26 protein-coding genes are annotated in these 25,217 nt (G+C 67.5%); 9 read left to right on the top strand and 17 right to left on the bottom strand.

What is annotated here, in order from left to right; translation table 11 throughout:
• Positions 1-7: 7 nt before the first annotated feature.
• The gene (locus tag ACH438_RS36180; protein ID WP_397013782.1) at positions 8-520 is read right to left on the bottom strand and encodes a hypothetical protein; all 513 of its coding nucleotides are present in this window, start codon (positions 518-520) and stop codon (positions 8-10) included.
• Positions 521-691: 171 nt separating this feature from the next.
• Here ACH438_RS36180 and ilvA point away from each other — a divergent pair, with 171 nt between their 5' ends.
• A complete protein-coding gene (gene ilvA / locus ACH438_RS36175) occupies positions 692-1,933 on the top strand; it encodes a threonine ammonia-lyase (RefSeq protein WP_397013780.1) in 1,242 nt (413 codons plus the stop codon).
• Positions 1,934-2,000: 67 nt separating this feature from the next.
• On the opposite strand, the gene ACH438_RS36170 is transcribed toward ilvA, so the two are convergent.
• Positions 2,001-2,324 (bottom strand): DMT family transporter, encoded by a 324-nt coding sequence (locus ACH438_RS36170; protein ID WP_397013778.1) that lies wholly within the window; start codon positions 2,322-2,324, stop codon positions 2,001-2,003.
• Positions 2,325-2,445: 121 nt separating this feature from the next.
• Between ACH438_RS36170 and ACH438_RS36165 the strand changes: the two genes are divergently transcribed.
• Together ACH438_RS36165 and ACH438_RS36160 are read left to right on the top strand one after the other, a co-directional pair.
• Positions 2,446-3,945 carry an alpha/beta hydrolase gene (locus tag ACH438_RS36165; RefSeq protein ID WP_397013776.1) on the top strand — a complete coding sequence of 500 codons (1,500 nt, stop codon included), beginning with the start codon at positions 2,446-2,448 and terminating at the stop codon, positions 3,943-3,945.
• A gap of 205 nt (positions 3,946-4,150) precedes the next feature.
• Positions 4,151-4,333 carry a hypothetical protein gene (locus tag ACH438_RS36160; protein ID WP_397013774.1) on the top strand — a complete coding sequence of 61 codons (183 nt, stop codon included), beginning with the start codon at positions 4,151-4,153 and terminating at the stop codon, positions 4,331-4,333.
• 59 nt (positions 4,334-4,392) lie between these two features.
• Here ACH438_RS36160 and argH read toward each other — a convergent pair whose 3' ends face one another.
• Genes argH through ACH438_RS36145 form a run of 3 tightly spaced genes read right to left on the bottom strand, consistent with a single transcriptional unit; the run spans position 4,393 to position 7,996 of the window.
• Positions 4,393-5,814 (bottom strand): argininosuccinate lyase, encoded by a 1,422-nt coding sequence (argH, locus tag ACH438_RS36155; RefSeq protein WP_397013772.1) that lies wholly within the window; start codon positions 5,812-5,814, stop codon positions 4,393-4,395.
• Between the two features lie 37 nt (positions 5,815-5,851).
• Positions 5,852-6,751 (bottom strand): class I SAM-dependent methyltransferase, encoded by a 900-nt coding sequence (locus tag ACH438_RS36150; protein WP_397013770.1) that lies wholly within the window; start codon positions 6,749-6,751, stop codon positions 5,852-5,854.
• 42 nt (positions 6,752-6,793) lie between these two features.
• Positions 6,794-7,996 carry an argininosuccinate synthase gene (locus ACH438_RS36145; protein ID WP_397013768.1) on the bottom strand — a complete coding sequence of 401 codons (1,203 nt, stop codon included), beginning with the start codon at positions 7,994-7,996 and terminating at the stop codon, positions 6,794-6,796.
• 198 nt (positions 7,997-8,194) lie between these two features.
• Here ACH438_RS36145 and ACH438_RS36140 point away from each other — a divergent pair, with 198 nt between their 5' ends.
• Positions 8,195-8,962: a trans-aconitate 2-methyltransferase gene (locus ACH438_RS36140; RefSeq protein ID WP_397013766.1), complete on the top strand. Its 768-nt coding sequence runs from the start codon at positions 8,195-8,197 to the stop codon at positions 8,960-8,962.
• Positions 8,963-9,074: 112 nt separating this feature from the next.
• Positions 9,075-9,911, top strand: a complete 837-nt coding sequence (locus ACH438_RS36135; protein ID WP_397013764.1) for an alpha/beta fold hydrolase — start codon at positions 9,075-9,077, stop codon at positions 9,909-9,911.
• 657 nt (positions 9,912-10,568) lie between these two features.
• Here the strand turns inward: ACH438_RS36135 and ACH438_RS36130 are convergent.
• A complete protein-coding gene (locus ACH438_RS36130; RefSeq protein WP_397013762.1) occupies positions 10,569-10,694 on the bottom strand; it encodes a hypothetical protein in 126 nt (41 codons plus the stop codon).
• Positions 10,695-11,389: 695 nt separating this feature from the next.
• Here ACH438_RS36130 and ACH438_RS36125 point away from each other — a divergent pair.
• Positions 11,390-11,803, top strand: coding sequence for a hypothetical protein (locus ACH438_RS36125; RefSeq protein WP_397013760.1), 414 nt, complete (start codon positions 11,390-11,392; stop codon positions 11,801-11,803).
• Between the two features lie 132 nt (positions 11,804-11,935).
• Here ACH438_RS36125 and ACH438_RS36120 read toward each other — a convergent pair whose 3' ends face one another.
• The gene (locus tag ACH438_RS36120; RefSeq protein WP_397013758.1) at positions 11,936-12,277 is read right to left on the bottom strand and encodes a hypothetical protein; all 342 of its coding nucleotides are present in this window, start codon (positions 12,275-12,277) and stop codon (positions 11,936-11,938) included.
• A 479-nt stretch (positions 12,278-12,756) separates the two neighbouring features.
• On the opposite strand from ACH438_RS36120, the gene ACH438_RS36115 reads away from it, so the two are divergent.
• Both ACH438_RS36115 and ACH438_RS36110 read left to right on the top strand, forming a co-directional pair.
• Positions 12,757-13,632, top strand: coding sequence for a helix-turn-helix domain-containing protein (locus ACH438_RS36115; RefSeq protein WP_397013756.1), 876 nt, complete (start codon positions 12,757-12,759; stop codon positions 13,630-13,632).
• Complete coding sequence (locus tag ACH438_RS36110; protein ID WP_397013754.1) at positions 13,629-13,838, top strand: DUF397 domain-containing protein; 210 nt, start codon at positions 13,629-13,631, stop codon at positions 13,836-13,838. The genes ACH438_RS36115 and ACH438_RS36110 overlap by 4 nt, the downstream gene beginning before the upstream one ends.
• 6 nt (positions 13,839-13,844) lie before the next feature.
• Here the strand turns inward: ACH438_RS36110 and ACH438_RS36105 are convergent, their stop codons facing one another.
• The 6 genes from ACH438_RS36105 to argC are packed head-to-tail and all read right to left on the bottom strand — an operon-like array spanning position 13,845 to position 19,698.
• On the bottom strand, positions 13,845-14,390 hold the full coding sequence (locus ACH438_RS36105; RefSeq protein ID WP_397013752.1) for an arginine repressor: 546 nt from the start codon (positions 14,388-14,390) through the stop codon (positions 13,845-13,847).
• Complete coding sequence (gene argF / locus ACH438_RS36100; RefSeq protein WP_397013750.1) at positions 14,387-15,328, bottom strand: ornithine carbamoyltransferase; 942 nt, start codon at positions 15,326-15,328, stop codon at positions 14,387-14,389. The genes ACH438_RS36105 and argF overlap by 4 nt, the downstream gene beginning before the upstream one ends.
• The gene (locus ACH438_RS36095; RefSeq protein ID WP_397013748.1) at positions 15,325-16,524 is read right to left on the bottom strand and encodes an acetylornithine transaminase; all 1,200 of its coding nucleotides are present in this window, start codon (positions 16,522-16,524) and stop codon (positions 15,325-15,327) included. Before ACH438_RS36095 ends, argF begins: the two co-directional genes overlap by 4 nt.
• Positions 16,521-17,420, bottom strand: a complete 900-nt coding sequence (gene argB, locus ACH438_RS36090) for an acetylglutamate kinase (RefSeq protein ID WP_397013746.1) — start codon at positions 17,418-17,420, stop codon at positions 16,521-16,523. The genes ACH438_RS36095 and argB overlap by 4 nt, the downstream gene beginning before the upstream one ends.
• Positions 17,417-18,670: a bifunctional glutamate N-acetyltransferase/amino-acid acetyltransferase ArgJ gene (gene argJ / locus ACH438_RS36085; protein WP_397013873.1), complete on the bottom strand. Its 1,254-nt coding sequence runs from the start codon at positions 18,668-18,670 to the stop codon at positions 17,417-17,419. Before argJ ends, argB begins: the two co-directional genes overlap by 4 nt.
• A complete protein-coding gene (argC, locus tag ACH438_RS36080; RefSeq protein WP_397013744.1) occupies positions 18,625-19,698 on the bottom strand; it encodes an N-acetyl-gamma-glutamyl-phosphate reductase in 1,074 nt (357 codons plus the stop codon). Before argC ends, argJ begins: the two co-directional genes overlap by 46 nt.
• An 88-nt stretch (positions 19,699-19,786) precedes the next feature.
• Here argC and ACH438_RS36075 point away from each other — a divergent pair, with 88 nt between their 5' ends.
• Complete coding sequence (locus ACH438_RS36075; protein ID WP_397013871.1) at positions 19,787-21,469, top strand: LCP family protein; 1,683 nt, start codon at positions 19,787-19,789, stop codon at positions 21,467-21,469.
• A 20-nt stretch (positions 21,470-21,489) separates the two neighbouring features.
• Here ACH438_RS36075 and ACH438_RS36070 read toward each other — a convergent pair whose 3' ends face one another.
• From ACH438_RS36070 to ACH438_RS36055, 4 genes are all read right to left on the bottom strand, one after another.
• Entirely contained in the window at positions 21,490-22,209 is a 720-nt protein-coding gene (locus ACH438_RS36070; RefSeq protein ID WP_397013742.1) for a helix-turn-helix domain-containing protein, read from the bottom strand.
• 437 nt (positions 22,210-22,646) lie between these two features.
• Positions 22,647-23,012 carry a DUF6188 family protein gene (locus tag ACH438_RS36065; RefSeq protein ID WP_397013740.1) on the bottom strand — a complete coding sequence of 122 codons (366 nt, stop codon included), beginning with the start codon at positions 23,010-23,012 and terminating at the stop codon, positions 22,647-22,649.
• 71 nt (positions 23,013-23,083) lie between these two features.
• Positions 23,084-24,577, bottom strand: a complete 1,494-nt coding sequence (locus tag ACH438_RS36060; RefSeq protein WP_397013738.1) for a GntP family permease — start codon at positions 24,575-24,577, stop codon at positions 23,084-23,086.
• A 9-nt stretch (positions 24,578-24,586) separates the two neighbouring features.
• A complete protein-coding gene (locus tag ACH438_RS36055) occupies positions 24,587-25,195 on the bottom strand; it encodes a bifunctional 4-hydroxy-2-oxoglutarate aldolase/2-dehydro-3-deoxy-phosphogluconate aldolase (RefSeq protein ID WP_397013869.1) in 609 nt (202 codons plus the stop codon).
• Positions 25,196-25,217: the final 22 nt, after the last annotated feature.

Here is a 25,217-nt window from a genome sequence, read left to right as displayed (position 1 = left end):
CTTCCGGTCACATCATCTCGGCGCTGAGATGGCCTGTCCCGGTGGTCAATCCGGGGCCGATACACCCCATCACCATCTCCGGCGTCATCATCTCGTAGTCGGCGACGACCCGGACCCAGCTGCCGAGCCCGAAACCATCCACGACCTGCAGCGGACCGATGGTGGGCTGGGACATGCCGACCGGCCACGGCCCCCACAACATGCTGGTCTCCCCATCGGACCAATTGACATTCACTGTAAGCGGACCGTCGGCCGGATGCATACAGTCCGACATGGCGACGTGCATCCCGGTGAAGGTGGCGCCGGTGATACCGGAATCACCGGTGCAGCCCCACAGCCGGCCCACCGAGGTGAAGTGCAGCAGTTTGGGCGTCATATCCAGGACGCCGTCGATCGCGGTCCATCGGAAGTCACCGCCGCTGCAGCTCCCGATCGCCGGCAGGGCGTGCGCCGCCGGCGCGAAGGCGGCCGGGGTCAGCACGGAACCGGCGCAGATACCGGCTGCCGCCAGTATTTTCATTGTTTTCGACACAGCTTCCCTCTCTTCCCGCAATGGTGGAGGTGGGGCAGACAGCCGACGATGGAGACGATAGCCGGACATTTCCGCTGTTCCGGGGATTGCCGTCAGCGCGCCGTGCCCGGTTGGCGAACTTCCTTCGGTTGGAGGCAGGGGTCGCTATTCACTGGCAACATGGCAGCCATGGACATGATCTCGCGGATCGATGCGGCGGCGACCCTGCTGGCACCGGTAATCCGCCGAACTCCGATGGTGGCGTCACGAGTGCTCTCGGAGCGAATCGGGCATGAAGTGTTTTTGAAGTGCGAGAACCTGCAGCGCACCGGATCGTTCAAACCGCGCGGCGCCTACAACCGCATCGCCAACCTCCCCGACTCCGAACGCGCGCACGGCGTGGTCGCGGCCAGCGCCGGTAATCACGCCCAGGGCGTGGCCTGGGCGGCCTCCTCGCTGGGCATCGAATCCACCGTCTTCATGCCGGTCGGCGCGGCCCTCCCGAAACTGGTGGCCACCAAGGCCTATGGCGCGACCGTGCATCAGGTCGGCGACACCATCGACGAATCCCTCACCGCGGCACGCGAATTCGCCGAGCAGACCGGCGCGACCCTGGTGCACCCGTTCGACCATGTGGACATCGTCGCCGGGCAGGCCACCGTCGGGCTCGAAATCCTGGACCAGCTCCCGCGAGTCGGCACCGTGCTGGTACCGACCGGTGGCGGCGGGCTGCTCGCCGGCGTGGCCGCGGCACTGCAGCGGCTGGCGCCCGAGGTGCGGGTGATCGGCGTGCAGGCGGCCGAGGCGGCGGCCTGGCCCGCCTCGCTGGCCGCGGGCAAGCCGGTGCAGTTGGAGCAGATGGCGACCATGGCCGACGGTATCGCCGTCGGCAAGCCCGGCGAGGTGCCGTTCGAGCAGATCGTGGCGTGCGAGCCGACCATCGTGACCGTCGACGAGGACGCGTTGTCGAAGGCGCTGCTGCTCTGCATGGAACGCGCCAAGCTGATCGTGGAACCCGCCGGGGCGGCCGCCGTCGCGGCGCTCATGGCTTGCGGCGCAGAAGAACTCGCGCTCGAAGGCCCCGTGTGCGCCATCCTGTCCGGCGGCAATATCGACCCGCTGCTGCTGACCCGGGTGATCGGGCACGGCCTCAGCGCCGCCGGCCGCTACCTGGCCGCCCGGGTCACCATCTCCGATCGTCCCGGCAGTCTCAGCCGCCTGCTGGCCGAGCTGGGCCGCACCGGCGCCAGCGTCCTCGACGTGGTGCATTCGCGCACCGGCGCGTGGCTGGCCATCGACGAGGTCGAGGTGCTGCTCACCCTGGAAACGCGCGGCCCGGCGCATCGGGACGAGATGCTGACCACCCTCGCGGACGCGGGATACGTTGTACGCGTGGAGGATACCGCGCACACGGAGGATTGATCGCCGAAGAACGGACAGACCCCGGGAGGATCGGCGGACGGATCTTCCCGGGGTGCGGCGGCGCGGATCAGTGCGCGCCACCCAGCTCGAGCGCGAGCACGCCCGCGATCACCAGCACGATCCCGCCGATCTGCACCGGCGTGATGTGCTCGCCCAGGAACAGCGCGCCGATCGTCGCCACCGCGACCACGCCGACCGCCGACCAGATGCCGTAGGCGACACCGATTCCCATCCCCCGCTTCAACGCCTGGGACAGGAAGAAGAACGCCAGGCCGTAGCCGATCACCACAATGATCGACGGCGTCAGCTTGCTGAACCCCTCGGACAACTTCAGCGACACGGTCGCCGTCACTTCGGACGCGATGGCCAGCGCGAGGAGCAGGAAGGTCATGGCTGCACAATAGCCAGCCTCCGATCCCGGCCCCTACATCGCGCGTACCGGGTGGCCTGCACCCCAGGTAGTCAGGGTTGTCCTGGATGTGCGGCGATCTTCGGATTCATAGGCTGATTCCATGCGAACCATGCAGCTCGTGAGCACGATGGTGTCCGCGGTGGCTCTCGCCGCCCTCTGCGCCGCCTGCGGATCCGATACGAAGGACGCGAAACCGGCTGTCCAGCCGCTCAGCTGGACCAACTGCCCGGCGGAGATGGGGACACAGGTCCAGTGCGCTTCCGTCGAGGTACCCCTGGATTGGGACAAGCCGGACGGCGACAAGATCACGGTCGGCCTCAACCGGCTGCCCGCGAGCGATGCGGCGCACCGCATCGGATCGCTGGTGATCGACCCCGGCGGGCCGGGCGGCGCGGGCACCGGCGTGGTGGCCGGTGAAAGCGCCCATCCGGGAATCCTTCCCGCGCAACTGCGGTCCCGCTTCGACCTCATCGGCTTCGATCCACGCGGCATCGGCACCAGCAAGCCACTGGTGCAATGCGATACCGAGCTGCAGGCGAAACTGCCCGATATCTACCCGACGGATCAGGCGTCGTTCGATGCCCTGGTCGCCGCGAATCGTGCGCTCGGGCAGAGTTGCCAGCGGCTCACGGGTCCGCTGCTCGATCATGTGGACACCATCAATGTCGCCCGCGATCTCGATGTGGTGCGGCAGCGCCTCGGGGACGGGCCGCTGAACTACCTCGGACTGTCCTACGGCACGGAGATCGGCTTCGAATACGCGCGCCTGTTCCCCGGCAACAGCCGTGCGCTGGTATTGGACGGCGCCCTGGTGCATTCGCTGCCGCCGAGCGCCATGCACGTCTACGAGACGGCCGCGTTCGAGGACACGCTGCATCGCTTCGCGGACTGGTGTCATACCGCCACCGATTGCGCGCTGGGCGGTGACGACGCGAATTCCGTTGTCCGCGACCTCGCTACGCAGGCCCGGCGGGCGCCGCTCGCGGCACCCGGTTGCGCCGCGTCGGGTGAGTGCAAGCCCACGGTCGGCCTGGGCGATCTGATGCAGCAGATCCAGGACCAGATGCTCTTCGCGCCCGATCTCCAGCCCGTCAGCCCGGGCTGGCCCGGCCTGGCGAAGGCGCTGGATCAGGCCCGCCACGGCGACGCCACCGCACTCTCTCCCGCGAAACCCACCCCTGCGGATGCTGCCGGGCTGGCGGTCGGCTGTGCCGAGTTCCGGGCCGACTTCGATTCCTACGCCATGCTGAAGTCCGAGCAGGCACTGGCCGCGACCCTGGCCCCGAATACGCTCGGTATCGGCCAGTCCTACAGCTACCTGGCCCAATGTCAGGGCTGGCCGGGCGCTTTCAGCAACCCGCCGCACACCGACATCGCGAAACCGACCATCCGGCCGCTGCTGGTCAATGCCACCCATGACCCGTCGACCTCGTACGGCTGGGCGCAATTGATGGCGACCGAGATTCCGAACGCGGTCTTCCTGACGCGGGACGGCAACGGCCACACCTCTTCGTTCCTGCCCGGTCAGACCCGCGACGCGATCGTCGACTACCTGATCAACGGCACCTTGCCCGCACCCGGCACGGTGCTCCCCAACTGAGCAGGCCGCCGACTGGAATTAAATGGGATGCGGGGCGGGACCGGCTCTGGTTATGGTCGTCGGCATGTGGATGTTGCTGTTCTCCTGAGCACTTCTTGTTGCTCGTACGTCTTCGCGGTGCCTCGGCGCGCCGCGGCGTGCGCTTTCCCGACTCCGACCGGACGCTGATTCCCGGTGAGCCGGTCCCACATATCCAGGAGGACCTGTGCCCGAACACTTTTCGCTGCCCGAACACCGATCCGATGATTCCGCCGAGCCGCAGCTCTCGCGCAAGGAGCGGCGGGCGAAGGCCGGAAAGCAGCCGCAACAGCAGATGAGCGGCAAGGTGCGTGACCAAGGGCGGGCGTCCGTACCGCCCGCCAAACATATGAACTACCGCCGCGGATGACGAACGGCCCGTGGCATTCCCCTTACCGGGAGTGCCACGGGCCGTTGGTATTTCGTCTGTCAGCGCAGCCAGGTGCGCTGATCGGCGGCCGCGCTGCGGACCTCCTCGCGCTGCTTGGCGACCTGCACGCCGGCGGTGCCGCCGCGCGCGTTGCGGGAGGCGATGGAGCCCTGCACGGTCAGCACCTCCCGCACGGCGGGGGTGAGGGCCGGGTCGACGGCGGCGAATTCCGCATCGGTGAGCTCGTCCAGGCCGACGCCGCGCGCCTCGGCCGCGCGCACGCAGCCGCCCGCGGCCTCGTGCGCCACCCGGAACGGAACACCCTGCCGGACAAGCCATTCGGCGATATCGGTGGCCAAAGTGAAGCCCGCCGGAGCCAGTTCGGCCATGCGGTCGGTGTGGAAGGTCAGGGTGGAGACCAGGCCGGCGATGGCGGGCAGCAGCAGTTCCAGCTGCGCCACCGAATCGAAGACCGGTTCCTTGTCCTCCTGCAGGTCACGGTTGTAGGCCAGGGGCTGGGCCTTCAGCGTGGCGAGCAGGCCGGTGAGGTTGCCGATGAGCCGGCCCGCCTTGCCGCGGGTGAGCTCGGAGACGTCCGGGTTCTTCTTCTGCGGCATGATCGAGGAACCGGTGGACCAGGCGTCGGCGAGGGTGATGTAGCCGAATTCCGGTGTGCTCCAGATGATCACCTCTTCGGCCATGCGGCTCAGATCGACGGCGATCATGGCGAAGACGAAGGCCGCCTCGGCCGCGAAATCACGCGAGGAGGTGGCGTCGATGGAGTTCGCGGCGGCGGCATCGAAATCCAGGTCGGCGGCGATGGCCTCGGGGTCCAGGCCGAGCGAGGAACCCGCGAGCGCGCCGGAACCGTACGGGGACACCGCGGCCCGCTTGTCGAAGTCGCGCAGCCGGTCGATATCGCGCAGCAGCGGATGGGCGTGCGCCAGCAGGTGATGCGCCAGCAGCACGGGCTGCGCGGCCTGCAGGTGGGTCTTGCCCGGCATGACCGCGTCCGGGTGCGCGGCGGCCTGCTCGACCAGCGCGTCCACCACGTCCAGCACGCCGGCGGTCACGCGGCGCACGGCATCCCGCAGCCACATGCGGAACAGGGTGGCGACCTGGTCATTACGCGAACGCCCGGCACGCAACCGGCCGCCCAGTTCGGTGCCGACCCGGTCGATCAGGCCGCGTTCCAGCGCGCCGTGCACGTCCTCATCGGAATCGAGGGGGCCGAAGGCGCCCGATGCCACATCCGCCGCCAGCTGGTCGAGTCCGGCCAGCATGCCCGCGAGATCGGTCTCCGACAGCAGGCCGGCCTTGTGCAGTACGCGCGCATGGGCTTTCGAGGCGCGGACGTCGTACGGTGCGAGCACCCAGTCGAAGTGGGTCGACTTGCTCAGCGCCGCCATGGCCGCGGCCGGGCCGGAGGCGAAGCGTCCGCCCCACAGCGCGCCTTCGTTCGTGCTGCCGGCCTGTGTCATGGGGTGTCGTCTCCTCGCGTGGTTTCTCGGTGGACGGTCAGGATGAGATTGCGGTCATCAGAATGTGGCGGGCCATATCCGGGCCGGTCGGCTCGGGTACCGCGCGGCCGCGGGCGGCCAGGACCTCGACCGGGTCGGCCTCGGTCACCAGCCAGCGGTGCATGGCGAACCAGTCGCGCGGGTCGGTGCGGTCTTCCCAGGGATAGAAGAGTTCTTCCATCTTCAGGCGAATTCCGGCCGCGGCCATCATCTTCTCGCGCTGGGCGCGCAGTTTCGGGTTGATGTTCTCCATGCCGATGCCCATGTTCAGGGCCATGCGGCTGCCCGGCGCGCTCAGTTCCAGTACCCGCTCGAACAATAGGTCCTGCGCGGGGCCGGGCAGGTAGCGCAGCAGTCCCTCGGCCAGCCAGGCGGTCGGCAGGTCGCGTTCGAAGCCCTTGTCCAGCAGGGCTTTCGGCCAGTCCTGCCGGAGGTCGATGGGGACCTCGCGACGGTCCGCCGCGGGCGTATCGCCGGCCAGGGCGCGGGCCTTGAAGGCCAGCACCTGCGGCTGATCGAGTTCGAAAATCCTGGTGCCGTACGGCCATTCGAGCCGGTAGGCGCGGGCGTCCAGGCCGGAGGCGAGGATCACCACCTGCCGGATGCCCACGGCCGCGGCGGCGTTCATGTAGTCGTCGAAGTAGAGGGTGCGCGCCACCATGGTGCCGTTCATGCCACTGGCGGCGTACTGGCTGCCGACCTGGTCACCGCCCGCGAGGACCCGGTCGAGGATGGCGGTCCAGCCGTCGGATCCGGTGGCCCGCACCAGTTTCTCGGCGTACGGGTCGTGGAAGAGGGCGTCCGGGCGGCGGGATTCGTAGGCCCGCATGGCGGCCACGCCGATGGCGGTGGCGCCCACGCTTTCGGTGATTTCCCAGCTGTCGTCATCGGTTCGCATGGGCGCCTCCTCGCTGCCGGATCCTGCTCCGGTCGCAGGCTACTACTTCTTGCTGAGATCCCGGCGGGCCGCGACCTTCGAGGACAGGCCGTGGATCTGCACGAATCCCTTGGCCAGCGACTGGTCGAAGGTGTCGCCGGCGTCGTAGGTGGCGAGGTTGAAGTCGTAGAGCGACTCGTCGGAGCGACGGCCGTTCACGACCACGCTGCCGCCGTGCAGCACCATGCGGACATCGCCGGTGACGTGCTGCTGGGTGTCCTGCACGAAGGCGTCGAGGGCGCGCTTCAGCGGGGAGTACCACAGGCCGTCGTACACCAGCTCGCCCCAGCGCTGCTCGACCTGCCGCTTGTAGCGGCCCAGTTCGCGCTCGACGGTGACGGCTTCCATCTCCTGGTGCGCGGTGATCAGCGCGATGGCGCCGGGCGCCTCGTAGATCTCGCGGGACTTGATGCCGACGAGGCGGTCCTCGACCATGTCGAGGCGGCCCACGCCCTGGCGGCCGGCCCGCTGGTTCAGCTCGGTGATGGCTTCCAGCATGGTGACCGGGCGGCCGTCGATGGCGACCGGGACGCCCTTGTCGAAGGTGACGATGAGCTCGTCGGGGGCTTCGAAGTTGACGGTCGGGTCCACGGTGTAGTCGTAGACGTCCTTGGTCGGGGCGTTCCACAGATCCTCGAGGAAGCCGGTCTCGACCGCGCGGCCCCACAGGTTCTGGTCGATGGAGAACGGCGACTTCTTGGAGACGTTGATCGGCAGCTTGTTCTCGCCGGCGAACTCGATGGCCTTCTCACGGGTCCAGGCGTAATCACGCACCGGCGCAATCACCTTCAGGTCCGGTGCCAGCGCGCCGATGCCGACCTCGAAGCGGACCTGGTCGTTGCCCTTACCGGTGCAACCGTGCGAGACGGTGTCGGCGCCGTGGTACTCGGCGGCCTCGACCAGGTGCTTCACGATCAGCGGCCGCGAGATGGCGGACACCAGCGGGTACCGGCCCATGTACAGCGCGTTCGCCTGAATGGTCGGCAGGCAGTACTCGTTCGCGAACTCGTCCCGCGCGTCGACGACGATCGATTCGACAGCACCGCAGTCCAGCGCGCGCTGACGCACATCGTTCATGTCTTCGCCGCCCTGGCCGAGGTCGATCGCCACCGCGACCACCTCCGCACCGGTCTCCTTGCCGATCCAGCTGATGGCAACAGAGGTGTCCAACCCACCGGAGTAGGCGAGTACAACCCGCTTCGTCATGTCCGTGTGCTCCTCGATCGTTCGTGTAAGTCCTGTTGGCCTCGACCCCCCGTCTCGCCCTGCAAATGATTATGCACGACGATGCAAGCCCATTCATAACTGGGGTCCCCCACCCCACCCCGAGCCTTGCCACACCCCCGTCGGAGTAATACAGTACGTACGTACGGTTTGGTAAAAACAACCAGCTGGGAGCTGCCGATGTGGGACCCCAAGAAGTACCTCGCCTTCGACGATCACCGCGCCCGCCCCTTCTTCGACCTCGTGAACCGAGTCGGCGCCACACACCCCCGGCGAGTCGCCGACGTCGGATGCGGCCCCGGCAATCTGACCGTGACCCTCAAAGATCGCTGGCCGGGAGCCGTAGTCGAAGCCTTCGACTCCTCCCCCGAAATGGTCGCCGCCGCAAGGGAAATCGGCGTAGCGGCAACCCTCGAAGATGTCCGCGACTGGCAGCCTGAACCCGACACCGACGTAGTCGTGTCCAACGCGGTACTGCAATGGGTCCCAGGACACGAAGCGCTCCTGACCAAATGGGTCGACGCCCTCCCCGCAGGAGCCTGGATCGCCATCCAGGTCCCCGGAAACTTCGACTCCCCTTCCCACATCACAATCCGCGAACTCGCCTCGACCGAGCCCTGGCAAGCGAAGCTGGGAACGCACGGACTACTGAAGCGCGACGCCGTACCGGGACCCGAAGGCTACGGCGATGTGTTCAGCGCAGCCGGATGCCGGGTGGATGCCTGGGAGACAACGTATCTGCAGGCCCTCGAAGGACCGGATCCGGTGCTGGAGTGGGTGACCGGCACCGCCCTGCGCCCGGTGCGAAACGCCTTGTCCGACAACGATTGGGAAGAATTCCGCGCCGAACTCGCCCCACTCCTCCGCCAGGCCTACCCACAACGAGCGGACGGCACCACCTGGCTACCCTTCCGCCGAGTATTCGCGGTTGCCCAGAAACCCGAGTAAAAATCCGCCGGTCCGAGTCAACCGGTTCGAGATCGGGGAGGATCAACAGCGTCAGGGTGCGTGTCAGATTCGTGTCAGGTGGGTGTCAGGCCGAGCGATGACAGTAGTCCACATGAACACGAACAAGACTTTCAGCAAGGTTTCCGACAACTCCTCTTGGGACGGAATGGTTTCCGTCGATGACACCGAACTGTCGGTGAGCGACAGCGGTGGCAGCGGTCGCCCGGTCATCTACCTGAACGGCTCCTACGCCACCCGGCGCAGCTGGCGGCCGGTCATCGCCGAACTGGGCGACGACTGGCGCCACATCACCTTCGACGAACGGGCCCGGGGCCGGTCGAAGAAGTCGGCGGACTACTCGTTCGAGGCGTGCTTGCGCGACATCGACGCGGTCACCACCGCACGGAATGTCCAGCGGCCCTTGATCGTCGGCTGGTCCTACGGAGCGGCACTGGCCGTGCAGTGGGCCACCCGCAACCCCGGCCGCGTCGCCGGAGTAGTGATGGTCGACGGCGGCTACCCCTGGGACTACCTGGCCACCGTCGACAACGGTGACCGCGAGGCCGGACGCGCCGAGATCCGGCGCCTGTTCCGCAAGATGCGAGTCCCGATGGCGATCGCCGGCATGCTGGGACTGGCCGCCCGCATGAGCGCCGCACAAGCCGCCGAAGTGAACATCGAACTGAACGAGATCGTGGCAGCCAGCGACCCGGTGTTCGACCGAGTCGACTTTCCGATGCGTTTCATCGTGGGTTCCGGCGGCGCCCAAGGCGCCACCGAGGAGGGCCACGCCGCCATGCGCGCCACCCTGACCCCCATCCTGGCCCGCAACCCCCACGTACAGGTAGGCGCGAAAGTCCCGAGCAACCACACCGCCATCGTCCGAAAGGACTTCCGCGCCATCGCAACAGCCGTACACGAAATCGCAGCCCAGGACACAGACCACTGAACCAGACCACCACCCCAACCCTCGAACACCCGCAACCCCACCCCACCCCGAACGCGATCGGCGAGCGGCACATCAGCACGAAACCCCAGCAAGGTTTCACCCCGATGCGCCCGTCCTCTCCAATGCCGTATCCGGCTTGGTGTTATCGGCTTCCTGACGGGGAGTGCCGCTGCGGTCATGTGGGAGGTTGTGTGCCACCTCTGGCATCTGGCGTGACTGTAGGTGGAGGGCAACTTGTGTGGCCCGGATGCCAGTCGGCAGAGCCAGCCGTACGGCGCACCGTGACCGTCCCGAACCGAGCGATCAGCGGCATGTGCGGATATTGGCGACGAGTCGGATGTCAGTCGTCCGCGGCAACGACCAGTGTCATGACGCGGCTGGGTCGGTCGATAGCGACGAGCTCGTGAAAGCCGGTGATAGCTCCGACAACCCAGCCCCAGTCATGTTGGGCATCTTGGCCCAGGCTGGGAAGTTCGAACACGACACTGTCTGTCAGTACCGGGTACACCCGCCGGTCCAATTCGGCTTGGACGGCGGCAGATACAGTCCCGCTGGCACGCTCGGCCCATTGCCGTAGCGAACGCTGGGCCGACCAACCACTAAGCGGTCAGGACGCCCTGAAGTGTCCGCGGACGTGCAGCCTGTGGACTACCTCGCTTACTGATCCAGGTCGGCCTCGGAATCGGAGACATGCAGATCGAAGGCTTCCAGCTCTTCGTCAACCGCCTCCTGCTGGTCCTCCCAGTTCGCCCCGCCGCTGCCGGGTGCGGAGTCGTCGGTCATCGCGTTCCCTCCTCCCTGGCCGGCTCGTTGCCGACCTTTCGATGGTCCCATGACGACGTACCCGACACGCGAAATCGGTTTCACCACTTATGAGTACGACGCATACGCATCGGCAGATAAGCGCGTTCAACCGGCACTGGCCGGGCCGGTCCGAACAGGCTTGTAAGCGGCAGTCGAGTACGTTCGCCGGTCGCATCGGAGCTCAGAGATAGATCAACAGCACTCCACTGAGGGGATTTGCCGGAAACCGCCACGGCCGTGTGCTTCTCGTCGTCTCGCAGTCCGTGCGGACGACGCCGAGTGGCACATCAGGTCCGCTCTCTCTCGGCGTTTGCGACCCACATGTGCCACTCGGCATTCGGCATGTGCGGATGCTGCGACGGCCCCGAGATGGCCCGGGGCCGTTGATCTTCAGCCACGCCGCCCATCCGCCGCAGACCGCGCGGGAAGCGGCAAAGCAGGACGCCAGGCCATGCAAGATCAACAGCACGTTGCTGAGGAGATTTGCCGGTACCACTTGGTCATCGGCTACAGGGCCGTCGAAATTGGCCGGCGTAGCCAGCTGGGACGCCTTCAGGGGCCAACATATGGGTCGGCCTGGCCGCCTTTGCGTTTCCGACCAACAGGACGTAGTTCATAGATCCCAGTAAGGTCGCACCGAACCATCGAGTCCGATCGAATTTCCGGGGGTCATCGTGTTGCACGTCGGCAGCGCCTGTCTTGTTCTGCTCGCCACAGCTGCCACGGTCAGCGCCTGCGGCTCCGACGGTTCGAAGGCGAAGCCGGGCTCGACCGGGGACGCGTGCACCGAGGTGCAGCACGAGGTCGATCTCGTGAGGGCGCTACAGGACGGCGAAACGCCGAGCGATCCACAGGGAGAGATCCAGCGGCTCAACAGTTTCCGGCCGGACGCACCGGCTGAGGTAAGCCTCTTCTACTCGCAGATGGATACCTTCGTCGTCCAGCACCTGGAGCAGACGAAGCCGGACCCGCCCGCGATGTTTCTCGAAGCCAACCTGGACAAGCTCGCCAGCTGGAAGAGCGCCCACTGCTTAGCGCTACAACCGCGGTCGTCGACCGGCTCGGTAGCGCCCCGCACTGGTATCTAGGTGTGCCGTACTCTGACCTGGACCAGGGCTCCGTGATGACCGAATCCTCAACACGCTCATCGGCTAGCAGCGGACATGGAAAGGCCCGTGTCCACGGCCGGTTGATCTTCGTGCACGTCGGTGCTGACCGCTTCAGCGGGACATGCGCATTTCCGGGGGTTGGGCTTCCCGGGAGTAGGTGTTTTCGGGGGATACGGTGAGCACATCGAGTTGCTGGAGAAGCGAATTCGGGATCTGGCCGTCTTCGAAATGCTGGGGGCCGGGGACGATCACGGCTTCGGCATCCAGGCGGGTGGCGTGGGATTTCAATCGGGCCAGCGGGGGGCGGCCGGAGCTGGGGTCGTGGACGATGATTCCGGAGAAGTCGTAGCCGAGCCGGGCGGCCAGTGCGCGCATCCGGGATTCGTCCCAGAGTTGACTTGTTCCGGACACGTCGGTCCGCAGGTAGCCCAATGCCGTTGGCTGGTAACGCATTACCGCACCTCCTTCAGGATGTCCGTCAAGTGGTATGTAGTCTTGAAATTCCAGGTAGAACCCTGCGTAATCGTCGTTCTCGTCGCCGTATGACTGGAGTTCGAGCACGCCCCCGGAGAAGGCGAACAGCCGGGCGCGCCGGCAACTCACCTCCTGCTCCGAGTCCGCCCGGGAGCCGCTCATCATTTCGCGGTAGTGCGTGGGTGGGTCGCCGTCCATGTCCATGGTTGGTCACTCCCGTTGTGGCGGTGAATGTTCGGAGACCCCGGGGCTGATCACGTGGACTGCGCGGGACACAACCAAGACCAGCGAGCCGGTTTGATGCGAGCCGGTTTTCCCGCCCACCGGGGATGCGATAAGTACACTCCCCATCACCATGCTCCTGGAAGTTTCAGCTTGGCTCGCCAGCCGAAAAGTTCCAGACTTTCATATTGGGTACTTCCAGATTTCAGCGCTCCTTCGATAGCGAGGCGAAGAAAATGGCTGGTTCCACGCTCCCTGCCAGGGCTCTGGGCAGACTGCTGGCGGGCCATCGCGAGCGTGCTGGGATGACGAAATACGCTGCGGGACAACTGGTTGACACATCACAACAGACGGTCGCCCGCATCGAGTACGGCCTGAAGTCAAGGGTGTCTCAGCTATGGCTGAACGTCTGGGCCGACGCCTACCGGGTCAGCGCGGATGAACGGAAGCAGATGCTTGGGCTGGCGCAGGAACTCGCGACATCCCAGAAGAACTGGTGGAGGGCGTACGCCGACGAACTGAAGCCCCATTTCGACTACTACTTGGGACTGGAAGAGTCCGCACGAGGCCTGTCGGTGTGGCGGACGAATCTGCTCCCTGGGCTGTTCCAGACGGCCGCGTACCGGCGTGCGGTTGCCTGGACCGAAGCCCCGGAGATGCCGGCCGACCAGGTGGACAAGCGCGTGGAGATGACCGTTCGGCGTCAAACCCGTCTGAATGATCCGGATTTCACCGTGGATGCCATCCTGTCGAAGGCAGTGATCCTGGAGGAGATCGGCGGCCGTGGCGTGATGTCCCAGCAACTGAAGCGACTCGCGGAAGTCTCACGGCAACCGAACGTGTCCATCCGGATAGTGCCGTTCGACGCGCGCAGACACCTCGGTTCGCGGGTGGGTTCGTTTGCCATGCTGGAGTTTCCGAAGCTGCCGGCAACCGGGCAGACCGAGCCGCCGGTGATCTACATCGAGAGTTACACCGGCGATCTCTATCTGGAGCAGGAGAAAGACGTGACGCAGTATCGGGACGCTTTCGCCGAAATCGGCCGGGTAGCGTTGGACCCGGACACAACCAGGCAGCTGTTGCTGTCGATCGCGAAGGAGTTCGAAGCGTGAATATCGACCTGTCCGAAGCACGCTGGTTCAAGAGCAGCCGCAGCGGCTCCAATGCCGATTGCGTCGAAGCGGCGCACCTGGGCGGGGGCAGGGTTGCGGTCAGGGATTCGAAGCTGGGTGATACCGGTCCGGTGCTGGTCTTCGCCGCCGCCGAGTGGGATGCCTTCGCTGCGGGCGTCAGCGGCGGCGAATTCGACCGGCCCTAGCGGAAGTCAGGCCAGCTGTTCGATTTTGGCGGCTAGTTCGGCGCCGGTCATGGGTTCGCGGGCGATGACGGCTATGGTGTCGTCGCCTGCGATGGTGCCGACCACTTCGGGGAGGGAGGCGCGGTCCAGGGCGCTGGCGAGGAAGTGGGCGGCGCCGGGTGGGGTGCGGAGGACTGCGATATTGCCGCTGGCGTCGGTGGAAACCAGTAAGTCGCCCAGCAACTTCGAGAGGCGTTCGGTGCCGCCGGTGACGCCGCGGACGGGGCTGCCGTCTTCGGGGACGACGTAGACTCCCGCGCCGCCGTCGGCGGCGCGGAGTTTGACCGCGCCGAGCTCATCCAAGTCACGCGACAGAGTGGCCTGGGTGGTTTCGATGCCTTCGCCGGAGAGCAGGGTGGCCAGTTCGGTTTGGCTGCGGACTTCCTGGGCGGAGAGGATGGCGACGATGCGGGCTTGGCGACCGGCGCGGGTGCGGGCGATATTGCCGGTGGCGGAAGCTGAAGGCGCCGCGGCCGGCCTGCCGGGCGCCGGGGATCGTCGCTCGGTGGTCACGCGGCGCTCCCGTATTTTTCGAGGAGCCAGACCAGGAGGGCCTTCTGGGCGTGCAGGCGGTTCTCGGCCTCGTCCCAGACCGCGCTGTGCGGGCCGTCGAGGACCTCGTCGGTGACCTCTTCGCCGCGGTGTGCCGGGAGGCAGTGCAGGACGGTCACATCCGAGGCGGCGCGGGCGAGCAGGGCCGCGTTGACCTGGAAGGGGCGGAAGGGGGCTACGCGGTCGCGGCCGTCGTTTTCTTGGCCCATGGAGGTCCAGGCGTCGGTGACGAGGGCGTCGGCGCCGTCGGCGGCCGCCAGCGGGTCATTGGTGATGGTGATCGTGGTGCCGGTTTCGGCGGCGCGCTTCTGGGCGGCCTCGACGATCCAGCCGAGGGGTTCGAAACCCTCGGGGGCGGCGATGGTTACGTTCATGCCCGCGGTGACGCCACCCAGCATGAGCGAGTGGGCCATATTGTTGGCGCCGTCGCCCAGGTAGGTGAGGTTGCGGCCGGTGAGGTCGGAACCCTTGCGCTCCTTCAACGTCTGCAGGTCCGCGAGCACCTGGCAGGGGTGGAATTCGTTGGATAGCGCGTTCACCACGGGAACGGTTGCGGCGGAGGCCATCTCGTCGAGGCGGGTCTGCTCGAAGGTGCGCCACACGATGGCGTCGACGTAGCGGGAGAGCACGCGGCCGGTGTCGGCGAGGGTCTCCTCGCGGCCGAGCTGGGTGTCGCGGCCGTCCACCACGACGGCGTGGCCACCCAGCTGCGCGATGCCCATTTCGAAGGAGAAGCGGGTGCGGGTGGAGTTCTTCTCGAACATCACCGCCACACCGCGGGGGCCCGCCAACGGCTTGCGCGATTGCGGGGCGGCCTTGAGTTCGGCGGCCAGGGCCAGGATTTCGGCCTGCTCGGCCGGGGTGACGTCGTCGTCTCGCAGGAAATGCCGGATGGTCACTTGGTCCCCTTCTCCGGTGTGGCCTGCACGGCATCGAGGATGCCGGGCAGGTCGGTCAGGAAATTCTCGGCCTGGGTCTGGGTGAGCACGAGTGGCGGCGCCAGCCGGATCACATTGGGCTTGGCCGGGTTCACGAGATATCCGGCCGCGCGGGCGGATTCCTCCACCTGCGCGGAGACATCGGCGGTGAGCTGGATGCCGATGAGCAGGCCCGCGCCCCGCACATGGTCGACGAGCGGGTGGTGCAGAGTGTCGATGCCGTCGACGAGGACCTTGCCGACCGATTCGACGTGCGCCAGCAGACCTTCCTCGTCGATGGTGCGCAGTACCGCGAGCGCGGCCGCGGCGCAGACGGGGTTACCGCCGAAGGTGGTGCCGTGCATCCCCGGCTGCAACAGCTCGGCCGCCGCACCCTGCGCGAGTACCGCGCCGATGGGTAGCCCGCCGCCGAGACCCTTGGCGAGAGTGATGACATCGGGCACGATGCCCGCCGCCTGATGCGCGTAGAAGGCGCCGGTGCGGCCGATACCGGTCTGCACCTCGTCCAGGATCAGCAGTGCGCCTTGCTCTTTGGTGATGGCGCGCGCCTTGGCCAGGTAGTCGGCCGGCGGCACGACCACGCCGCTCTCCCCCAGGATCGGTTCGAGGATCACCGCGGCGGTGTTCCCGTCGACGGCCCGGGCGAGTGCGGCCGCATCGCCGTACGGCACGAATTCGACGCCGGGCGGCATGGGCGCGAACGGTTCCCGCTTGGCGGCCTGCCCGGTCATGGCGAGCGCGCCCATGGTCCGGCCGTGGAAGGCCTCCTCCGCGGCGACGATCTTGGTCTTACCGGTCAGCCGCGCGATCTTGAACGCGGCCTCGTTGGCCTCGGCGCCGGAATTGCAGAAGAACGCCTTACCGTGCCCGTCCCCGAAGTGCGCGAGCAACCGCTCGGCCAGTTCGATGACCGGTTCGCTGGCATACAGATTCGAGACATGCCCCAGCGTGCCGAGCTGCTGGGTGACCGCCTCCAGAATCGCCGGATGCGCGTGCCCCAGGCTGTTCACGGCGATACCGCCGAGGAAGTCCAGATAGCGCTTGCCGTCGGCGTCGTAGACCACCGCGCCCGCACCGCGGGTGAGCGCCACCTTGGGGGTGCCGTAGTTGTTCATCAGCGCGGTCTGCCACCGCTGCTGGATTTCGGCTGTACTCATGACTTCTCCTCCGACGGGGTGACCATCGTGCCGATGCCCTCCCCGGTGAACAGTTCCAGCAGCACGGAATGCGAGACGCGCCCGTCGATCACGTGCGCGGTCGGGACGCCGCCCTCCACGGCGCGCAGGCAGGCTTCCATCTTGGGCACCATGCCTTCATCCAGGCGTGGCAGCAACTTGGCGAGTGCGTCGGTGTCGATGCGGGTGGTGAGCGAGGACCGGTCCGGCCAATCCGTGTACAGGCCCTCGACATCCGTGAGAATGACCAGTTTCTCGGCGCCTATGCCCTCGGCCAGCGCGGCCGCGGCGGTATCGGCATTGATGTTGTGCACCACGCCGTCGGCATCGGGCGCGATGGTGGAGACCACCGGAACCCGGCCCGCCGCAATGAGATCCAGCACGGCCTCGGGCCGCACCTCGGTGACGTCGCCGACCAGGCCGATATCGGTGGCTTCGCCGTTCACCTGCACGGTGCGCCGGGTGGCGGTGAACAGGTGAGCGTCCTCACCGGAGATGCCGACCGCGTACGGCCCGTGCGCATTGATGAGACCGACCAGCTCCCGGCCCACCTGGCCGAAGAGCACCATCCGCACCACATCCATGACCTCGGGCGTGGTCACCCGGAAGCCGCCGCGGAATTCACCTGCCAGGCCCAGCTTCTTCAGCATGGCGCTGATCTGCGGGCCGCCGCCGTGCACCACCACCGGGTGCACGCCGACCGTGCGCAGGAAGGCCATATCCGCGGCGAAGGCCCGCTTGAGTTCGTCGTCGATCATGGCGTTGCCGCCGTACTTCACCACCACGATCTTGTCGTGGAACTTCTGCAGCCACGGCAGTGCGCCCGCGAGGACGTGCGCCTTCTCCAGGGCCGAGAACTCTTGGAAGGACTGACTCATGAGCTGTAGGCCGAATTCTCTTCGACATAGCCGTGCGAGAGATCGGTGGTGCGGACGGTGGCCACGCCGTCGCCGAGCCCGAGCTCGACCAGCACCTGGATATCGGCGCCCGACAGGTCGACCTCGCGCGCGCCCGGCGCACCGGCGCCGTTGACGCAGACGGGATTCCCGTTGAACGACACCGAGACCCGATCGGGGTCCAGCTCGATGGGCGCGATGCCGATGGCGGCCAGCACCCGGCCCCAGTTCGGGTCGGAGCCGAAGAACGCGGTCTTGACCAGCGAGTCGCGGGCGATGGCGCGGGCGCCGGTGAGCGCCTCGTCCTCGTTCAGCGCGCCCTGCACGGTGATGTGCACGCGCTTGGTGACGCCCTCGGCGTCGGACATGAGCTGCTCGGCGAGGTCGTCGCAGACCGCGCGCACGGCATCGTTCAGTTCGGCCTGGCTCGGCGCGACACCGGAGGCGCCGTTGGCGAGCAGCAGCACGGTGTCATTGGTGGAGCAGGAACCGTCGACGTCCAAGCGGTCGAACGTCATTCGCGTCGCCGCGCGCAGCGCGTCGTCCAGCTGCTGCGGGGTGGCGACCACATCGGTGGTGAGCACGACCAGCATGGTGGCCAGCGACGGCGCGAGCATGCCCGCACCCTTCGCCATCCCGCCCACATTCCACTTGTCCTTGTGGTGGAAGGCGGCTTCCTTCGGCACGGTGTCGGTGGTCATGATGGCGCGCGCGGCCTCGGCGCCGCCGGACAGGCCGCCGCCCATCTCGTGCACGATCTCGGTGACCGCGGGCAGCAGCTTGTCCATGGGCAGCCGGTCGCCGATGAGACCGGTGGAGCAGACGGCGATCTCGCCCGCGCCGGTCTCGGTGCCCCAGTTGCTCAGGGCCTTCGCGAGTTCCTCGGCGGTGGCGTGGGTGTCCTGGAAGCCGCCCGAGCCGGTGCAGGCATTGGCGCCACCGGAATTCAGGATGACCGCGCGCAACCGGCCGGTCTTGAGCACCTGCTGCGACCACAGCACGGGCGCGGCCTTGACCTTGTTGCGGGTGAAGACACCGGCCGCGGCGTAATCCGGGCCCTCGTTGAAGACCAGCGCCAGATCGGCCTTGCCGCTCTTCTTGATGCCGGCGGCGATTCCGGCGGCGCGGAAGCCCAGGGGCGCGGTGACGCCCTGGGTCCGGACCAGCTTGCCGTCGTGGATGTCGGTCACGGTGCCACTCCTACGGTGGAAAGTCCTGCGGTCTCGTCGAATCCGAGAGCCAGATTCATGGATTGCACCGCGGCGCCCGCGGTGCCCTTGGTCAAGTTGTCGATCGCGCCGATGACGACCAGCAGTCCGGCGTCGGTGTCCACCGTGACCTGCAGGGTCACGGCATTGGAGCCGAGCACCGAACCGGTCTGCGGCAGCACGCCTTCGGGCAGCAGGTGCACGAAAGGCTCGTCGGCGTACGCCTTCTCGTAGACGGCGCGGGCCTGCGCGGCGTCCACCCGGGTGGGCGCGGTGCAGGTGGCGAGGATGCCGCGCGGCAGCGGGGCCAGCACGGGGGTGAAGGAGACGCGCACATCCACGGGAGTACCCGCGACTGCACTGGCGGCCTTCAGATTCTGCGCGATTTCCGGCGTGTGCCGGTGGGCGCCGGCGATGCCGTAGGCGCGCAGCGAGCCCATCACCTCGGAGCCGAGCAGTCCGATGTCGGGTTTGCGGCCCGCGCCCGAAGTGCCGCTCACCGCGACCACATTCACATTGGGCTCGATGATGCCCGCCGCGATGGCCGGGGCCAGCGCGAGACTCGACACGGTCGGATAGCAGCCCGGCACCGCGATGCGGGTGGCGCCGCGCAACTGTTCCCGGCCGCCGGGTAGCTCGGGCAGGCCGTAGGGCCAGCTGCCCGCGTGCGGGCTCTTGTAGTACTTCTCCCAGGTGGCGGCATCGGTGAGCCGGAAGTCGGCGCCGCAGTCGATGATGACGGTGGATTCCGGCAGTGCCTGTGCGAAGGCCGCGGACTGCCCGTGCGGCAGGCCCAGGAAGACGACGTCGTGCCCGGCGAGTTCTTCGACAGTGGTCGGTGCGAGCAGGCGGTCGGCCAGCGGCAGCAGGTGCGGCTGCAGTTCACCCAGCGTGGTCCCGGCATTGGAGCCCGCGGTCAGCGCCCCGATCTCGAGGCGCCCGCTGCGGTACGCCGGGTGCGCCAGCAACAGTCGCAGGACTTCGCCGCCCGCGTATCCGCTCGCTCCAGCCACGGCGACCCGCAGCGTGGGTCCAGTCGAGGTATCCGCCATGTGATGATTATGCACGACTGTGCAAGCTCATTCACAAGCGGGTGGAAATCTGACAGACGACGCCGCGTACGGCACACTCGACAACGCCATGTACGACGACGCCACCCAACCGCTGCCGGTCGTCGGCCCCCAGGGCCGTCCGCAACGCGCAACGGAGACGCCTGAATCCGCACCCCGCCCCGCGCGGCGTGCGCAGCCGAACCGGCAGCAACGCCGTCGCGCGGAACAGCGGCAGCAGCGGCGCCGGCAGGACCACAGCAAGATACGCATCGCCGGACGCGGTGTCATGGCCCTGGTCGCGGTGAGCGTCATGGGCGTGACCGGCGCGGCCTGGTACGGGGAGAACAGCCTCGATCAGGGCTTCACCCGATCCGGCGCCATCGCGCCCGAGGACCAGAGCCTCGACGGCGACATCAATATGCTGCTGATCGGCCTGGACACCCGAAAAGACCTGAACGGCAACGACCTACCCAAGGAAATCCTCGACCAGCTGCACGCCGGCGACGGCACCGAGGGCGGCTACAACGCCAATTCGCTGATCCTGGTGCACATTCCGAAGGACATGAAGAACATCATCGCGTTCTCCATTCCGCGCGACGACTATGTGCCGGTCTCCGGGATCCCCGGCTACGACCACGCCAAGATCAAGGAGTCGTACGGCCTGAAGAAGTTCGCCGTCGAGCAGAAGCTCGAGAACGCGGGCATGACCGACAAGGTCGAACTGGAACGCCAGGGCCGCGAGGCCGGCCGCACCTCCATCGTGCAGACGGTCAAGGCGCTCACCGGAGTTCCCATCAACCGGTTCGCCGAGATCTCCCTCGCCGGGTTCTACGATCTGGCGACCGCGCTCGGCGGCGTCGACGTCTGCCTGAATCACGCGGTGGACGACAGCTACTACTCGGGCGCGAACTTCCCGGCCGGACCGCAGCATCTGGACGGCTCGGACGCGCTGGCCTTCGTGCGGCAGCGGCACGGCCTCGACAATGGCGACCTGGACCGCACGCACCGGCAGCAGGCCTTCCTCACCTCGGTGGCCAATTCGCTGAAAAGCTCGGGCACGCTGACCAATCCGAGCCGGTTGAAGCAGCTCATGGATGTGGCGCACAAGGACGTGGTGCTCTCCGACGGCTGGAGCCTCATCGATTTCGCCACGGCGCTGGGCCGGGCAGGTTCGCCGACCGTCGAGTTCCGCACCCTGCCGGTACTGCGCTACGACACCGTCGACGAGCAGGATGTCAACATCATCGATCCGGTGGCCATCAAGAAGACGGTGCGCGAGGCGTTCGGCGTGGCCGCCCCAGCAGTGCCCAATGCGCCCAAGACCACTCCGACCTCCACCCTGGACGTGGTCAACGCCAGTGGCACGCCGGGCATGGCAGCGAAAGTCTCGAAGCTGCTGGGCGCCAAGGGCTTCCCCACCGGCGATGTGGCGAACGCCACCAGCTCGGACGGCACCACCTCCACCATCTACTACGGCAGCGGCGCCGACACCGACGCCAAGCAGCTGGCCGATATGCTCGGCGGCCTGCCGGTGAGCCCGTCCTCGTCGGTCAACGACGGGCATGTGAAGCTGGTGGTGGGCGCCGATCTCGACACCTCCGGCCTGGATCCCAGCACGGCCACCACGACCACCGCCCCGAGCTCGACCACCTCACCGACCACCTCGACCGGCGGTTCGGCGGCGACCACCACCACGGTCGACGACGGCTCCCCCGACTCGGGCAAGCCGGTGACCACCACGATCGGCTCCAAGATCCCCTGCGTGAACTGACCGGCGACCCGATCCGCGGGTCAGTGGATCGGGTTCATGGTGTGCATCCACCAGGCGCGCCGCGGGAATTCGAAGCGCAGGATCTGGCTGCTCATGGCGACCCACTCGCCCGTATCCGGCGATTTCATGCGGATCGGGCGGCGCGGGTTCTCCACGGGCACGATGTCGGTGGACCAGAAGCGCTCCCAGTCGGGCGCCGCGGCGCACGCCCGGATGATCTCCTCGATCCGTTCCGGGGCGAGGAAAGCCGGCGCCATATAGCGGAATCCGTAGACGATGAGGTGCGCCTCACGCTCCCATTCCGCGGTCACCTCGCGCGCCGCGGGATTCGTCATCATCCACTCGACGATATTGGCGCCCGGAACGATGCCGGGGAACCACCGCATGTACGCGTCATTGGCGGCGAGGACGTCCACCGCGGGCGGGGTGTGGAAGCAGGCCGGGAAGGGCATGGACCGCAGGAAGTCCAGTTCGGTGGAATCCGGTAGGCCGTCGTGGAATTCGAGGACGGGCGCGGGCTGCAGCAACCCGGCCGCGTGATCGCGGAACTGCGGTGAGACACCGAGGGCGTCGCACAGTGCGCTCAACGCGGTGGCGGTGGGCGACCGGGTGCCCTGCTCGATCTTCTGGATCAGCGCCTCGGAAATACCCGCGAGCCGCGACAATTCGGCCCGGGTCAGGCCGACGGCCTCGCGCCGGCCCCGCAGATAGTCGGCGATGCCCTGATGTACGCCGGACAAGCTCCAACCTCCACAGATCCGTGATGCCTCTAGCTGCGCCGGGAGACCCGCGCACGGGTCCGTCTCGGACAGCTGGGCGGCAGGAATCGTCCCTGCGCGCCCGGGAGAGCATCCACGAAAACCGCGACTGGGACAAATTGGGACAGGGCCGGAACTTGACGATCGACACGCCGGATCGGGATGCTCATCCCGGCCGTCCGATGACGTACGGCCACCACGGATGCCCGGGAGGGGACGGCACGGCCGCGGTTCGCCCCGTTCCGGATGAGGTGAGTCACGCTGCGTGCCGCTGGGGTTTCCGCGCAGCGGGCAAAGGTATGGCTACCGTCGCCCTTGCACGATCGCGCCGCGGCCGGTGAACGAACGCACCGGCCGCGCGCGAACTGTCCCACCCACTCGCCGGTGTGTGATTCCCGGCGGCGGGCTCACTTTTCAGCTCACTCCGCCGCGGACCAGATCGCGAGTTCGCCGCGCGGCATGCACACCACCAGGTAGCGGCCGGGCGCGGTGAGATTCCACGCCTCGAAGTACGGGTCCGGCTCGACCGCCAGCCGATGGCCCGACTCCAGCAGGATCCCCAGCGCGCCCCCGGCGGCGACGGCCGCCGAGACCACCTCACCGGTGAGCGCGGCGGTCAGCTCGTCGGTGTGTGGTTCACCGGGGATGCGGTGCAGGGTCGGACCGGTCGGGCTGTGCACGGCCAGTTCGCCTTCCACGTGCAGCTCGTAATCACCCACGCCCAGCACGAGGATGGGATCGGAACGCAGCACCGTCAGGTGTGCACCGGCGATCGGTAGATCCATGACCCGCTCCCAACGTCCGGAATGTCCTGAACCCACTCTGCCGGATCGAACCCGAACCCGCCGGGTGGCGCTCAGGTCAGAACGGCGAACAACAGCGCCGCCACCGCGAAACTCACCACGGACAGAATGGTTTCCAGCACCGTCCACGTCTGCAGGGTCTGTTTCACGCTGAGGTTGAAGAACTTCGAGATCATCCAGAAACCACCGTCGTTCACGTGGCTGAGAACGATCGACCCGGCCGCGATGGCCATGGCGATGAGCGCCAGCGCCAGTTGCGAATACCCGTGCCCGGTCACCAGCGGCGAGACGATGCCGCCCGTGGTGACGATCGCCACCGTCGCCGATCCCTGCGCGATCCGCAGGCCGCAACTGATCACGTACGCCAGCACGATCACCGGCAGCCCGGCCTCGGACATGGTGTGCGCCAGGGCGGTACCGATCCCGGTCGCGGAGATGACCTTGCCGAAGAACGCGCCCGCGCCCACCACCAGCAGCAGCATGCCCACCGGCCGCAGCGATTCCGCCGTCACCGCGCCGAGCTCCTGCACCGAGGAGCCGCGGCGGAGGCCGAGCACGTAGAACGCGACCAGCACCGCCAGCAGCAGCGCCACGGCCGGCGTGCCGAGGAAGGTCAGCACCTCCAGCGGCGTCGAATTCGCCTGCAGCAGCTGGCTTCCGAAGGTCGCGCCGAGAATCAGCACCAAGGGAATGGCGATGATGCCGCCGATCAGCACGACCGAGGGCGGGCGCACGGGGGCCGCGACACCGATCGCCGCCGCACCGGGCCCGGAGCTCACCGAGATCGGATCTCCGGAGTCCGCGACTGCTCCGCCGGAACCGCTTGCGGTGGAATCGGATTCGCGTTTGCGGACCAGGAATTCGGCGGGCACCTCGACCTGGATGCGCTTACCGATCCAGCTGCCCCAGACGATGCCCGCGGCAATGAATCCCGGTATGCCGCAGACGAATCCCATGAGGATCAGCCAGCCCAGGCTCACGCCCATCAGCCCGCCCAGCGAAACCGGACCGGGATGCGGGGGCAGGAACGCGTGGGTCATGGACAGGCCCGCCACCATGGGCATGGCGTACAGCACCAGTGAGCGCCCGCCGCGCTTGGCGGCCACGTACACCAGCGGCGCCAGCACGAAGATGCCGATATCGAAGAACACCGGAATGCCGAAGATGAGCCCGAGCAGGCCCATGGCGACCGGAGCGCCCCTCTCGCCGAACATGTTCAGCAGCTTCTCGGTCAATACATCGGCGCCGCCGGAGCGTTCCAGGATGGCGCCGAGTACCGTGCCCAGGCCGATGATCACGGCGATATGGCCGAGAATCCCGCCGAATCCGGTCTCCAGCAACGAATCCGAGGACTTCAGCGGGGTCCCGACGATCTGGGACACCGGCAGGCCCGCGGCCAGCGCCAGCCCGAGACCGGTGAGCAGCAGGGCGATGAACGGTTCCAGCTTGAACCGGATGATGGCCAGCAGCAGCACGGCGATCGCGAGACCGCACAGCAGCAACAGTCCCGGCGTGCTCGTACGCAGCCAGTCGACGGTGGCGCTCATGTTTACCTCTCAGTGCAAGGAGCGGGCGAAACCGGCCGCACGCGCGGCGATCTCCGCCCAATCACCGGCCGCCACGGCGGCCGGTGGGACTACATCGGTGCCGGCGGTCACCGCCACCGCCCCCTGGGCAAGGAACTCGGCGGCATTCCCCGCGTTGACCCCACCCGACGGAATCAGCCGCACGCCCGGAAACGGCCCGCGCAGATCCTTCAGATACCCCGGCCCGAGTGCCCGAGCCGGAAAGATCTTCACCGCGGCCGCCCCCAGCTCCATGGCCCGCATGACCTCGGTCGGCGTGAACGCCCCCATGACAACGGGAATCCCCTGCCGCGCAGCCACTTCCGCAACAGCCTCGGCATTACCCGGCGTAACCAGGAACTGCGCCCCCGCATCGATCGCCGCACTGGCCTGCTCGGCATTCAACACCGTCCCCGCACCGATCACCGCCCGCCCGGCATCGGCAACCTTCCGCAAGCAATCCAGCACCCCCGGCGTCGTGAAAGTCAGCTCCACAGCCCGTATCCCGGCCCCCGCCAGCGCCTCCGCCAACGCCACCGGATCCGGAATCTCCGGCGCGCGAACAACAGTCAGCGCCTTATCGGCAAGAATCGCCTCCATGGCGGTGGTCACGAGATCTCCT

Source organism: Nocardia sp. NPDC020380 (assembly GCF_044386975.1).
Taxonomy (GTDB): domain Bacteria; phylum Actinomycetota; class Actinomycetes; order Mycobacteriales; family Mycobacteriaceae; genus Nocardia.
This window is presented reverse-complemented; position numbering and strand designations above follow the sequence as displayed.

Bases quoted from the DNA above. Each gene is read 5' to 3' on its own strand.
- ACH438_RS36060 (WP_397013738.1), bottom strand. From the start codon at position 24,577: ATGAGCGCCACCGTCGACTGGCTGCGTACGAGCACGCCGGGACTGTTG.
- ACH438_RS36115 (WP_397013756.1), top strand. From the start codon at position 12,757: ATGGCTGGTTCCACGCTCCCTGCCAGGGCTCTGGGCAGACTGCTGGCG.
- ACH438_RS36140 (WP_397013766.1), top strand. From the start codon at position 8,195: ATGTGGGACCCCAAGAAGTACCTCGCCTTCGACGATCACCGCGCCCGC.
- ACH438_RS36150 (WP_397013770.1), bottom strand. From the start codon at position 6,751: ATGCGAACCGATGACGACAGCTGGGAAATCACCGAAAGCGTGGGCGCC.
- argB (WP_397013746.1), bottom strand. From the start codon at position 17,420: ATGAGTCAGTCCTTCCAAGAGTTCTCGGCCCTGGAGAAGGCGCACGTC.
- ACH438_RS36135 (WP_397013764.1), top strand. From the start codon at position 9,075: ATGAACACGAACAAGACTTTCAGCAAGGTTTCCGACAACTCCTCTTGG.
- ACH438_RS36170 (WP_397013778.1), bottom strand. From the start codon at position 2,324: ATGACCTTCCTGCTCCTCGCGCTGGCCATCGCGTCCGAAGTGACGGCG.
- ACH438_RS36055 (WP_397013869.1), bottom strand. From the start codon at position 25,195: ATGGAGGCGATTCTTGCCGATAAGGCGCTGACTGTTGTTCGCGCGCCG.
- ilvA (WP_397013780.1), top strand. From the start codon at position 692: ATGGCAGCCATGGACATGATCTCGCGGATCGATGCGGCGGCGACCCTG.
- argC (WP_397013744.1), bottom strand. From the start codon at position 19,698: ATGGCGGATACCTCGACTGGACCCACGCTGCGGGTCGCCGTGGCTGGA.
- ACH438_RS36065 (WP_397013740.1), bottom strand. From the start codon at position 23,012: ATGGATCTACCGATCGCCGGTGCACACCTGACGGTGCTGCGTTCCGAT.
- ACH438_RS36130 (WP_397013762.1), bottom strand. From the start codon at position 10,694: ATGACCGACGACTCCGCACCCGGCAGCGGCGGGGCGAACTGGGAGGAC.
- ACH438_RS36120 (WP_397013758.1), bottom strand. From the start codon at position 12,277: ATGCGTTACCAGCCAACGGCATTGGGCTACCTGCGGACCGACGTGTCC.
- ACH438_RS36145 (WP_397013768.1), bottom strand. From the start codon at position 7,996: ATGACGAAGCGGGTTGTACTCGCCTACTCCGGTGGGTTGGACACCTCT.
- argH (WP_397013772.1), bottom strand. From the start codon at position 5,814: ATGACACAGGCCGGCAGCACGAACGAAGGCGCGCTGTGGGGCGGACGC.
- ACH438_RS36095 (WP_397013748.1), bottom strand. From the start codon at position 16,524: ATGAGTACAGCCGAAATCCAGCAGCGGTGGCAGACCGCGCTGATGAAC.
- ACH438_RS36075 (WP_397013871.1), top strand. From the start codon at position 19,787: ATGTACGACGACGCCACCCAACCGCTGCCGGTCGTCGGCCCCCAGGGC.
- ACH438_RS36165 (WP_397013776.1), top strand. From the start codon at position 2,446: ATGCGAACCATGCAGCTCGTGAGCACGATGGTGTCCGCGGTGGCTCTC.
- ACH438_RS36180 (WP_397013782.1), bottom strand. From the start codon at position 520: ATGAAAATACTGGCGGCAGCCGGTATCTGCGCCGGTTCCGTGCTGACC.